Below are 11,544 nucleotides of genomic sequence, written 5' to 3' on the forward strand. Positions count from 1 at the left end.
ATCAATTCAGGGGATGAAGCAAGGGCTTGCTTCACGGAGCCAGTCGGTCACGCCGCCACTGACCATCGGCGAGTGTGTAGCGCAGCCGGTCGTGCAGTCGGGAAGGCCGACCCTGCCAGAACTCCCACACGTCGGGGGTCAGCCGGTAGCCACCCCAGTTCTGCGGACGCGGAGGGTTGTCGCCGTATTCCTGCGCGGCCGACTCGGCGCTGGCCACGAGGGCATCGCGGCCAGCGATCACCTGGCTCTGCGGCGAGGCCCACGCCTCGATCCGCGATTCGAGCGGGCGCTGGGCGAAGTACTCGTCGGACTCCTGGGCGGAGACCTTCTCGATCCTTCCCTCGATGCGCACCACCCGTTCCAGCTGGGGCCAGTGGAACTGCAGTGCGCCAAAGGGATTGCCTGCCAGCTCCTGCCCCTTGCGGGAGTCGTAGTTCGTGAAGAAGACGAGCCCCTGCTCGTCGAAGCTCTTCACCAGCACGATGCGCGTGGAGGGGCGACCGTCGGGGCCCACGGTTGCCAGGGTCATCGCATTGGGGTCGAGGGCGTCGGTCTGGCGGGCGTCCTCAAACCACCGCTCGAACTGCTGCACGGGAGTCCGTGCGGCGTTCGCCTCGTCCAGTTCGTCGCCCTGGTAGTCGCGTCGCATGCCATGGATGTCCATGCCGCGATCCTATGACCGGGTGGGTACCGCCGGGCCGCCGGGCCGCCGGGCCGCCGGGCTTCAGGGCTGCCGGCTTCAGGGGGTGCTGGCGTTGCCGGGACGCGGCGTCGTCCCAGAACTCCGCAATTTGGCCGCCAGGTGCCGAGCAGCTCGCGTCTTGCGGCGGGGCCCCTGCTGCGATGGCGAAAGGCGAGGGCGATCTGCGGAGTTCGCCGTCGGGAGCCCTGTGGCGACTAGCGTGGGTGCATGAGCGCACAGATCAGTGAGCACGACCTGCGTCAGCTCCATCGCGAGCTGCTCCAGCCCACCTTCCCCGAGGACGAGCTCCTGACCGAGGAGGACTTCGTCGACGGTTGTCTGGCCGGCACGATCCAGCTGCACGTCGAACGCGACGGGGGCCGGCCCATTGCCCTGGTTGCCGCGGAATTCCACCCGCAGTCGAGGGTCCTGTTGGTGGACTACCTTGCGGTGGAGCCCTCGGCGCGAGGCGGAGGGATCGGCGGCCGGGCCCTCACCGCTGCCCTGAAGACCTGGCAACAGGAGTTCGGCCCGCGTCTGGTGCTGGCAGAGGTGGAGCACCCCAGCACACCTGCCCGGGAGGCTGCGCACGGCGACCCGGTGGCGCGGGTGGCCTTCTACGCCCGGCTGGGGGCACGGGCGCTCCCGCTGCCCTATGCCCAGCCCCCGTTGCGGCCCGGGGGTCGCGCCGTTGACGGGTTGATGCTCGTCGTGCTGCGCGAGGACGGTCGCGCTCCGGACCACGAGGTGGCGGCCGCCCCGGTGCGCGACTTCCTGCGCCAGCACCTGCCGTCGGGCGACGACTGCCGCCGCGCCCTGGACCGGATCGACGGTCACGTGCTGCCCACCATTGAACTGACCGAACCCGCGAGCAAGCTCCCCAGCCCACCGCGTCGCTGAACCCAGAGTGCGGGGCTGGGATTGCGGCTGAGGGATTGTTGTCAGGGGTGGCCCGGGACTTGAGTCGCGCTGGTCTTGGCCCTTCTGGTGGGCTCGGGTTCAGCGGCGCGTGGGTTTGGGGCGCTCGCGTGTGCTGTAGCCGACGCGGCGGGAGTGAAGCCACGCGGGGAGCCGTCCGAGACCCGCCCGCTGCAGCCCAAGACCGGCCGCTGCAGCCCAAGACCGGCCGCTGCCGTGCTAGACGGCCAGGCGGCGGGCGTGCAGCACGTGGTCGGCGCGGTGGTGGGCGCCACCACCCGTGGCGACGTGCCGCTCGCGCTGCTCGTCGACGAGGATTTCCCAGTCCTCCCGCGCGCGGACGAGGGCCGCCATCTCCTGCGGCAGGACGATGCGCTCGTGGTCGGGTCCCGCGGCGGGCTGGCTCCCGTTCGAGTCGCTGGCATGGTGCTCGTGACCGTGACCGTGGCCGTGGCCGTGATCTGCGTCGAAGACGTGATGCACGAAGAGCAGGTGCCCACCCGGGACAACCAGGTTGAGCAGACGGTTCTCCGCCGCCCGGTCAGGGGTCTTCAAGAGCACCGGGTACATGGCGCTCACCAGCTCGAATCCTGCCGGCATCAGCGTCGCGTCCAGGAAGGCGGAGGCCACTCCCGTCACGGTGACGCCAGCCCGGTCAGCCGCCGCCAAGGTGTGCTGGATGGCCTTTGGGGAGATGTCCAGGCTGGTCACGTGCCAGCCGCGCTGCGCCAACCACACGGAGTCCGCGCCCTCGCCGCAGCCGACGTCCAGAGCCCGGCGGGCCTGCAGGCCGGACACCTCGTCGAGCAGCGCCTGGTTAGGATTGCCGCTCCACACCGGATCCCCGGAGTAACGCTCATCCCACTCCCGGGCGGTGGTTGCGGGGTGCGGGCGGCTGGCGGGATCTTGGGTGCTCACGCCGGAAGCGTACCGGCCCCACCTCCAGGTTGGACGCATGTCCCCTGAACAGGTGACGGCACGGAATTTGCTCTCAGCGGATTTCCTGAGAAAATTCTTAACGCACAGCCCCACACCTCTGGACGGAGTCCCGTGAGCCACCCCACCAAGCGCCTCGCCACGCTGGCAACCGGCATCCTGCTGGCCGCGAGCGGCCTGTTCGGTGGCGTCGTGGCACCCGCCGCTGCTGCGCCCGTCGAGGCATCCGACGCGGCGGTCTCCGTCGGGGACCCGGTGGTGGGCATCCCCAAGCCGTGCGCGACGTCCCACGAATGGCCGTCCGACGCGTCGCTGGACGAGATCAAGACCCAGCTGGCCAGCAACACCGGCATCAAGCTGGTGGGATCCGGGTGGACGGATCCCGCCAACCGGCCCATGGTCAAGATCGTCTGGCAGACCCTCGAGGCGCTCAGCTGCACCGACTACGTCACCACCATCACCAGCAATCACCCGGACTTCACGCTCAATGCCAGCGCGATCAGCGGCTGGGCCTTTGGTGACTGGGGCCTGACGCGTCCGGGTGCGGTGACGATTGACTTCGCCAAGTGGCAGGCGCCCTACCAGGCTGGTGACAAGGGTCGTCTGGTGCGCTTGTTCGTCCACGAGCTGGGCCACGCCTACAGTCGCACCCCCGAGGCGCAGAAGGCGTACAACCGCTTTGGCACCCTGTACGCCGCCACCGGGAATTTCAGCGATTACGGCCGAGGCAGCGCCAACGAGAACTTCAGCGAGGTCGTCGGCTACTACGTGGCGCGTTGTGCCGCGCAGAACCCGTATGACGCAAAGGTCCGCAACCAGGGGCAGTTCGACAAGTACTACGAGCTGGTCAAGGAAGAGGTCTTCGACGGGCGTGAATTCGGCCCGGGCGTTGGCAAGACGCCTGATTGCTCGCTGACCCCGCGCACCACGCCGAGCCCTGAGCCGCGCGCCGCACAGGAACCCATCAAGCGCGTGCCCAGCGAATCCGTGGCCACCGTCAACCGGGTCCCGAAGACCCTGGCCGCCGAGACCACCGTGACGCGGGTACTCAAGGAGTCGCTGGACCGCTGAGGTTGGCACCGCGCAACAATGGAGTGGCACGCATCCCCTTTCTCAGGAGAAACAGCCATGCCAGAAGTCCTCGCGTACGCGACCGACGACAAGTCCTGCCAGTTCCACAAGACCACCATCACCCGTCGTGAGCCCGGCCCCACCGAGGTCTTCTTCGAGGTGAAGTACGCCGGCATCTGTCACTCGGACATTCACACCGCCCGCGAGGAGTGGGGGCCGATCAACTATCCCCTGGTCCCCGGCCACGAGCTGACAGGCATCATCACCCAGGTTGGCTCCGAGGTCACCAAGTACAAGGTGGGGGACAAGGTTGGCGTCGGCTGCTTCGTCGACTCCTGCGGCGAGTGCGAGCTCTGCCTGGCCGGCCGGGAGAACTTCTGCACCAGCACCGAGAAGCCGACGGTCTGGACCTACAACTCGATCGGTCGCGACGGCCTGCCCACCGCCGGTGGTTACAGCCAGGGCATCACCGTGGAGCAGGACTACGTGCTGCGCATCCCCGACGAGATCCCCTTCGAGAAGGCCGCACCGCTGCTGTGCGCCGGCATCACCACCTACCTGCCGCTCAAGCGCTGGGGCGCTGGCCCCGGCAAGCAGGTGGCCGTGGTCGGCATGGGTGGCCTGGGCCACATGGCCGTCCAGATCGCCGCCGCGATGGGCGCTGAGGTGAGCGTCATCAGCCAGACGATGAGCAAGGAGGCCGACGGCAAGAAGTTCGGCGCCAAGCACTACTACGCCTCCAGTGAGGAGGGCACGCTCAAGAAGCTGCGAGCCCACTTCGACCTGATCATCTCCACCATCTCCGCGGAGAGTGACCTGGACGCCCTGCTGGGCACGCTCAAGGTGGACGGCGTCTTCGTCGACGTCGGCCTGCCCGAGCACCCGTCCACCTTCAGCTTCGGCAGCCTCATCCGCGGCGACAAGGCGATGGCCGGCAGCAACATCGGCGGCATCGCCGCCACCCAGGAGATGCTCGACTTCTGCGCCGAGCACGGCATCGCGCCGCAGGTGGAGATCATCAGCGGCGAGGAGATCACCGAGGCCTACGACAAGGTGGTCGAATCCAAGGTGCGCTACCGCTACGTGATCGACACCTCGACCTTCTGATGGATGCTCCTGACTGACGCCGGAGAGCGACGGGCCCGGCCACCATTCGTCGGTGGCCGGGCCCGTTCATTGGCTGGGACCGTCATTGGCTGGGTTCGTCGAGGTCTGCTGGGCCCGTCGGGGTCAGGAGGGCTGGTGCACGCTCCGCGGCGGACTGGAGCGGGCGAGCCAGGCCAGTGCAATGCCCGCGAAATCGGCCAGCAGGTCCAGGGCGGAGCCGCTGCGGGTGGGGATCAGCTGCCACTGCACGATCTCGCTGACGACGGCATGGATCGCGCTCAGCCCCAGCGCGGCAGCCCGTCGGGCGCCAGCCAGCAGGAAGAGCCAGGCCACGCCGCCAAAGAGCAACAGGTGCACCAACTTGTCGGCGTGGGGGAAGGGCTGGGAGCCGCCGGCGCTGGGGGAGTAGAGCGCCCAGCACTGAAAGACCAGGGCAATGAGGGCAAGGCCCACAAGTGCGGGGCGCAGCCGACTCGGGTGGCGTGAGGTCATCGGGTCAGTGTGGCACAACGGGCCGGTGTCCCGACGAGTGCGGCTCGGCCTTCATTCCTGCGGGTCTGCATGCGGCAGAGACGGGCCGTCGACGGGCGTGGGCGACCCGCTGGGCGAAATGGCAGGTCAGTTGGACTGGCCGCCGGCGCGGATACCGACGGTGTGGGCCTGGACGGCGGAGTTGACGCGCTCCAGCACGTCGAGCGTGGCAGCGAGCTTCTCCGGGGCGACGTCCTGCAGCACCTGGCGCAGGGTCTCGTTCAGGGGATCCTGGAAGTTGTTCACCGACTGGATGCCCAGTTCGGTGGGAACCAGGAGGACCTTGCGTCGGTCCTGCGGATCCACCTCGCGCTGGACGTGGCCCGACTGGGAGAGGCGCTCCACCAGGTAGGTCACGGCGCCGCTGCTCAGGCTCAGGTTGCTGGCCAGCTCACCGGCGGTGATCGACCGACCCTCCTCCTGGGCGGAGCGGATCAGCAGCAGGGCGCGAAAGTCGGTCAGGTAGAGGTCTTGGTTCTCTGCGCACGCATGACCCAGGTGTTCATTGGCGCGGCACAGCATGCGCAGGGACTTGTTGAGTCGCAGCGCGTCGTTCTTGGAATCGGATGATGGCACAAACGCTAGGGTAGCCACTGAATCGATGAATGAACGAACCAGCGCACACAGCATTCCTTCAAGTCTTCAAGTTGAGGACTGACCACGCGTGGGGTGACACCCCCGCGTGGGTTCCTGTGGGAATCCGTGCGCGCTGGGTATGTCACTCTGCAGAAATGGTCACGCTCATCGTGTGCTGGCCGCCTGGAGTGAGTGAAACTGCGTTGGCAAGGACATTTGCTGATTCGACGCAACACATCCCCGTCCATTCGTCATCCCCGAAGTCCGCCATTCGAGAAGACTTGTCCACCCAGGGGTTCCACACGACGGTGTTGGAGGAGTTGGACTTGTCCACCACGATGGTCCGGTTTCGGCCACCGTCGACGATCTGCGTCGTCTCCTCGGAGAAGTACACACGGTCCGTCTCCATGGTGAAATTGACCTCTCCCTGCTGGATCTCGTCGCCGCCCGCTACCTTGTCCAGGAAGCGTGCTCCGTCGAGCCCCCGGACCACGGTCTGGTGCACGTCGGCAATGTCGAAGTAGGTGTGCAGCGCCTCCTCGAAGTCCAACGGCTGCTCGCCGGCGGTCACCGTCAGATCCAGGGTCAGGGTCTGCGCCAGGGTGACGGTGAGGCGGGCGGTGAAGTCGTCGGGGAAGCCTCCCAGATCGGCAACCTGCCCGGCGGTGAGCTCCAGCGCCAGGGTCGCAGCGCCGTCCTGCACGCGCGCCTCCACCAGCGTCCAGTCGCTGAGCCGCGCGAATCCGTGGGCAGGCGTCCGGTCACCCTCGCGTCCCGGGCCGAACCAGGGGAAGCAGATCGGCACCCCACCGCGCAGCGGCTTGTCCGGCGCATACTCGGACGCGCCACTCATCCAGAGAACCGGCTCCTTGCCAGCCGGCTGCCACTCGGCGACGTGGGCTCCGTGCAGGAAGACCAGGCCACGGCCCAGCTCGGTCTCCACCCGGAGGGCAGGCAGGCCATTGACGGTCTCGGCGGTGATGCCCTGGGGCAGGTCAGTGCTCGTCTGGGTGCTCATGGCGTCGAAACTACTCCCGACGAGCGAGGGTGCACAGGGGTTGGGCGATCTTGCCTCCGCAAGTTGACCGCTCGTTGGGGCTCTGGTCACCCGGTGGCGTGGCGGGGTCAGTGCGGAGGCTCAGTCAGAGGGTGATCTGCGGAGTTCTGGGCAGGGCTCGAGGCGCGCCTGTGCGGCACGGGAGGATCGCGGCGGGGGACAACGCGTCAGGGGACAACGCGTCAGGGGACAACGCGTCAGGGAAGTGTCGGTGCCATCTGCTTCACTTGACGGGTGAACCACCGGCTGGTCGGGGGTGCACGCACGAACCGACGATGGAGACTCCCCATGACCACCCCCGCCGACAGCCACGACCTGATCCGAGTCCAGGGCGCCCGAGAGAACAACCTCAAGGACGTCAGCCTCGAGATCCCCAAGCGACGTCTCACCGTCTTCACGGGCGTCTCCGGCTCCGGCAAGAGCTCGCTGGTCTTCGCCACCATCGCCGCCGAGAGCCAGCGGATGATCAACGAGACCTACTCCGCCTTCCTGCAGGGCATGATGCCCAGCCTCGGTCGTCCTGACGTCGACGTGCTGGAGGGGCTGACCACCGCCATCGTCGTGGACCAGGACCCGATGGGCGCCAATCCGCGCTCCACCGTCGGCACCGCCACGGACGTGAATGCCTCGCTGCGCATCCTGTTCAGCAAGCTTGGCGACCCGTGGATCGGTGGGCCCAAGGCCTTCGCCTTCAACATCCCCTCGGTCAGCGGTGGCGGCGCCGTGACCACCACCAAGGGCGGTCGGCAGGTCAAGGAGCACAAGACTTTCAGCGTCACCGGCGGTATGTGTCCCCGCTGCGAGGGCACCGGGCGCGTCAGCGACTTTGCCCTGGACGAGCTCTACGACAAGGAGTTGAGCCTGGCTGCGGGAGCCATCAAGGTGCCCGGCTATTCCATGGACGGATGGTACGGGCGCATCTTCGGAGGCTCCGGGTACTTCGACATGGACAAGCCCGTCAAGGACTTCACCAAGCGGGAACTCGACGACCTGCTGTACCGGGAGGCCACCAAGATCAAGGTGGAGGGCATCAACCTCACCTACGACGGGCTCATCCCCAAGATCCAGAAGTCGATGCTCAGCAAGGACGTCGAGGCGATGCAGCCGCACATCCGGGCCTTCGTCGAGCGCGCCATCGTCTTCCAGACCTGCCCCGAGTGCGAGGGCACCCGTCTGACCGAGGGCGCCCGGAACTCGCGGATCAACGGCAAGTCCATCGCCGACGTCTGCCAGATGCAGATCAGCGACCTGGTCGAGTGGATCGACGGGATCACCGAGCCGTCGGTCGGTCCTCTGGTGGCACAGCTCAAGCACCAGCTGGGCGCCTTCGTCCAGGTGGGCCTGGGCTACCTCAGCCTGGAGCGCCCCACCGGCACCCTGTCCGGCGGTGAGGCCCAGCGCATCAAGATGATCCGTCACCTCGGCTCGGCGCTCACCGATGTCACCTATGTTTTCGACGAGCCCAGCGTCGGCCTGCACCCGCACGACATCCAGCGGATGAACCGGCTGCTGCTGCAGCTGCGGGACAAGGGCAACACGGTGCTCGTCGTGGAGCACAAGCCCGAGATGATCCAGATTGCGGACCACGTCGTGGACCTGGGCCCCCGCGCCGGCAGCCACGGGGGCGAGATTCAGTTCGAGGGAACCGTGGAGGGGCTGCGCGCCAGCGACACCCTCACCGGCCGCCATCTCGACGACCGGGCGGCCGTCAAGGCGTCGGTGCGTGCCCCGAAGGGCGTGATCGAGGTGCGCGGTGCCAGCGAGAACAACCTGCAGGACGTCGACGTGGACATTCCGACCGGGGTGCTGACCGTCGTCACCGGCGTCGCGGGCTCCGGCAAGAGCTCCCTGATCCATGGCCATGTCTCCGGCCGCGACGGGGTGATTGCCGTCGACCAGTCCGCCATCAAGGGCTCCCGACGTTCCAACCCCGCCACCTACACCGGCCTGCTGGAGCCCATCCGCAAGGCCTTCGCCAAGGCCAATGGCGTCAAGCCGGCCCTGTTCAGCCCCAACTCCGACGGTGCCTGCCCCACCTGCAAGGGCGCCGGCGTGATCTTCACCGAGCTGGGCTTCATGGACACCATGTCCAGCGTCTGTGAGGACTGCGAGGGACGCCGCTTCGACGCCTCCGTCCTGGAGTACACGCTGGGTGGCAAGGACATTGCCCAGGTGTTGCAGATGAGCGTCGACGACGCCCTGGCGCACTTCAGCGAGGGTGAGGCGAAGGTGGCGGCGGCCTCGAAGATCCTGCGCAATTTGGCTGACGTGGGCCTGGGATACATCACCCTGGGGCAGCCGCTGACGGCGCTGTCAGGTGGTGAGCGGCAGCGCATCAAGTTGGCGACGCAGATGGTTGGCAAGGGTGAGGTCTACGTGCTCGACGAGCCCACCACCGGCCTCCACCTGGCCGACGTGGAACAGCTGTTGGGGCTGCTGGACCAGCTCGTCGACTCCGGGAAGACGGTCATCGTGATCGAGCACCACCAGGCCGTGATGGCGCACGCGGACTGGATCATCGACCTGGGCCCCGGCGCCGGCCACGACGGTGGTCGGGTGGTCTTCGAGGGGACCCCCGCGGACCTCGTCGCCGACGCCTCCACCCTGACCGGGCAGCACCTCAAGGAGTACGTGGGCGCCTGAGGGGCTGCCCCCACCCATCTCTGCGGGGCACGTGGTAGTTCGTCGGGCACGTGGTGCAGCGCGTGCCCTTGGCGGTTGGACGTGCGGGGTCGGGCTCAAGCTCCCTGTTCCAGCACCAGCCGAATGTTGCGCACCTCGTAGCCCTTGATCAGCTCGTCCCACTGCACGACGGGCTTGGTCGCCAACTGGATCGGAAGCTTCAGCAGGCGCTGCAGCAGAACGTCGGCCTCCTGGATCGCCAGCGAGTTGCCGGGGCACTTGTGGGCGCCGTCGCCAAAGCTCATCACCTCGGCGCCAACCCGCGGCGGCAGCTCCCGCCCGGGGCAGTGCTCCAACGGCTTCTCGCCCACGACGGCCGGATCGGCATTGGAATTGCGGATGTAGAGGTCCACCAGGGTGCCGGCCGGGATGGTGCGTTCCTCACCGTCGACCACGACCGGGACGGGAGCAGTGGTGCGGCGCAGCAGGTGCCCGACGATCGGGTCCAGACGCAGTACCTCGTGCAGCACTTGGTAGCGCTCTGCCTTGTCACCGGCCAGGTAGCGAGAGCGCAGCTCCGGATGCTCCAGCATCTGCCAGACGGCCATGCCGATGAACTCGCGGGTGGTCACCATCCCGGCGGCGCCATAGGTGATGCACTCGATCATGATCTCCAGCTCGGAGTACCCGGCGTCGATCAGGTGGCTGATCACGTCGGACTGGCGTTCCTTGCGGCGGGCCTTGATCGCGGGACGAACGTCACGCAGGTGGAAGTCGAGCATCGGCAGCTGGGCCTTGCTGGAGACCCGCAGCACCTCGAACCGACTGCGCAGTGTCTTCCTGCCGGGAGTGCTCTCCGCCGGAGCCAGTGGCATGTCGAAGAAGCGGTTGAGTCGGGTGGCCATGGCGTCATAGTCGGAATTGGTCAGGCCCACCACCTGGGCTGCGACGATCACCGAATAGCGCATGGACATCTGCGCCAGATCGACCACCCCGTCGCGGCGGAACTCCTCGACGAGCTGGTCGGCGTAGGTCTCCATCAGCTCGTGGTAGTTCGCGTCGACAGTCTTGGGCGCGAAGTAGCGGGCGATGGCTGCGCGCTGGGTTCGGTGGGGTTCCCCGTCGGAGAAGAGGATCGGCGGGCGGATGTGGCCCATCCTGGTCTTCTCGACGTTGAAACCGGCCTGCGTGGTGTCGCGGCTGCGCAGTACCTCGCGGGCAACATTCATGTCCCGGACGTGCCAGACCCCGTCGATCACCTCGACTCCGGCGGCCAGGCTCTCGCCCGGATAGTTCGTCTTGCGCCTGTTCTCCCCCGAGATCGGGCATGTGGACTGCGCCATCGCATCCTCCTGCTGTTGGTGCTCCCATCCTCCCCGATCCCCGGCGCATGACACCATCAGGGGGTGGACACTTCAGCAGACCTGCGACGCGCCATCGTCGGCTCGACGCTCGGGCCGCTCACCCTCGTGGCCGAGGGGGACTTCCTGGTGGGGCTCTTCTTCGACGGGCATCGGGTGCAGCCCGAACGCGCCGAGAGGGGAGTGCTGGTGGACCCGTCGGCCGACCCGCTCTTCCTCCGAGCGGCGGAGCAGTTGGCACAGTACTTCGCGGGGGAGCGTACGGAGTTCTCGCTCCCGCTCCGGCCGGACGCCCGCAATGACCTGGATCCCCGGGTCTGGGAGCAGCTGCAGCAGATCCCCTTTGGCCAGACCGTGACCTATGGGCAGATTGCCGAGGCGCTGGGCGAACGCAATCTGGCGCAGCCGGTGGGTGGTGCCGTCGGCCGCAATCCGCTGTCGATCGTGGTGCCCTGTCATCGGGTGGTGGGTGCCAGTGGGAAGCTCACCGGATTTGCTGGTGGTGAGGCTCGCAAGGCCTGGCTGCTGGACCATGAGGCGTATGTGGCCGGGCACAGTCTCCTGCCCCCCTCGATCAAGGACTATTCCTGATTCTGGCCATATTCCTATATTTGTCTAGAGGGCGGTAGGCGTACCGAAACAGATGCATCGCGGGGGGGGGGGGGGGGGGGGGGGGGGGGGGG

The 11,544-nt window shown here is 67.5% G+C and carries 11 protein-coding genes; 5 read left to right on the forward strand and 6 right to left on the reverse strand.

What is annotated here, in order from left to right; genetic code table 11:
* Positions 1-31: 31 nt before the first annotated feature.
* A complete protein-coding gene (pdxH, locus tag ACTQ49_RS10315; protein WP_441827760.1) occupies positions 32-664 on the reverse strand; it encodes a pyridoxamine 5'-phosphate oxidase in 633 nt (210 codons plus the stop codon).
* Positions 665-910: 246 nt separating this feature from the next.
* Here pdxH and ACTQ49_RS10320 point away from each other — a divergent pair, with 246 nt between their 5' ends.
* On the forward strand, positions 911-1,582 hold the full coding sequence (locus tag ACTQ49_RS10320; protein ID WP_441827761.1) for a GNAT family N-acetyltransferase: 672 nt from the start codon (positions 911-913) through the stop codon (positions 1,580-1,582).
* A gap of 237 nt (positions 1,583-1,819) precedes the next feature.
* On the opposite strand, the gene ACTQ49_RS10325 is transcribed toward ACTQ49_RS10320, so the two are convergent.
* Positions 1,820-2,518 (reverse strand): class I SAM-dependent methyltransferase, encoded by a 699-nt coding sequence (locus ACTQ49_RS10325; protein WP_441827762.1) that lies wholly within the window; start codon positions 2,516-2,518, stop codon positions 1,820-1,822.
* A 132-nt stretch (positions 2,519-2,650) separates the two neighbouring features.
* On the opposite strand from ACTQ49_RS10325, the gene ACTQ49_RS10330 reads away from it, so the two are divergent.
* Both ACTQ49_RS10330 and ACTQ49_RS10335 read left to right on the forward strand, forming a co-directional pair.
* On the forward strand, positions 2,651-3,607 hold the full coding sequence (locus tag ACTQ49_RS10330; protein ID WP_441827763.1) for a hypothetical protein: 957 nt from the start codon (positions 2,651-2,653) through the stop codon (positions 3,605-3,607).
* 57 nt (positions 3,608-3,664) lie between these two features.
* Positions 3,665-4,714 carry an NAD(P)-dependent alcohol dehydrogenase gene (locus tag ACTQ49_RS10335; RefSeq protein ID WP_441827764.1) on the forward strand — a complete coding sequence of 350 codons (1,050 nt, stop codon included), beginning with the start codon at positions 3,665-3,667 and terminating at the stop codon, positions 4,712-4,714.
* A 123-nt stretch (positions 4,715-4,837) separates the two neighbouring features.
* Here the strand turns inward: ACTQ49_RS10335 and ACTQ49_RS10340 are convergent, their stop codons facing one another.
* From ACTQ49_RS10340 to ACTQ49_RS10350, 3 genes are all read right to left on the reverse strand, one after another.
* Positions 4,838-5,206 (reverse strand): hypothetical protein, encoded by a 369-nt coding sequence (locus tag ACTQ49_RS10340; protein ID WP_441827765.1) that lies wholly within the window; start codon positions 5,204-5,206, stop codon positions 4,838-4,840.
* Between the two features lie 126 nt (positions 5,207-5,332).
* Entirely contained in the window at positions 5,333-5,821 is a 489-nt protein-coding gene (locus ACTQ49_RS10345; protein ID WP_441827766.1) for a MarR family winged helix-turn-helix transcriptional regulator, read from the reverse strand.
* A 142-nt stretch (positions 5,822-5,963) separates the two neighbouring features.
* Positions 5,964-6,839: a D-hexose-6-phosphate mutarotase gene (locus ACTQ49_RS10350; protein ID WP_441827767.1), complete on the reverse strand. Its 876-nt coding sequence runs from the start codon at positions 6,837-6,839 to the stop codon at positions 5,964-5,966.
* 327 nt (positions 6,840-7,166) lie between these two features.
* Between ACTQ49_RS10350 and ACTQ49_RS10355 the strand changes: the two genes are divergently transcribed.
* On the forward strand, positions 7,167-9,521 hold the full coding sequence (locus ACTQ49_RS10355; protein ID WP_441827768.1) for an ATP-binding cassette domain-containing protein: 2,355 nt from the start codon (positions 7,167-7,169) through the stop codon (positions 9,519-9,521).
* Positions 9,522-9,616: 95 nt separating this feature from the next.
* On the opposite strand, the gene ACTQ49_RS10360 is transcribed toward ACTQ49_RS10355, so the two are convergent.
* On the reverse strand, positions 9,617-10,843 hold the full coding sequence (locus tag ACTQ49_RS10360) for a cytochrome P450 (RefSeq protein WP_441827769.1): 1,227 nt from the start codon (positions 10,841-10,843) through the stop codon (positions 9,617-9,619).
* 63 nt (positions 10,844-10,906) lie between these two features.
* Here ACTQ49_RS10360 and ACTQ49_RS10365 point away from each other — a divergent pair, with 63 nt between their 5' ends.
* Entirely contained in the window at positions 10,907-11,452 is a 546-nt protein-coding gene (locus ACTQ49_RS10365) for a methylated-DNA--[protein]-cysteine S-methyltransferase (RefSeq protein ID WP_441827770.1), read from the forward strand.
* Positions 11,453-11,544: the final 92 nt, after the last annotated feature.

The sequence above is a fragment of the Luteococcus sp. Sow4_B9 genome (assembly GCF_052116585.1).
Taxonomy (GTDB): Bacteria; Actinomycetota; Actinomycetes; order Propionibacteriales; family Propionibacteriaceae; genus Luteococcus.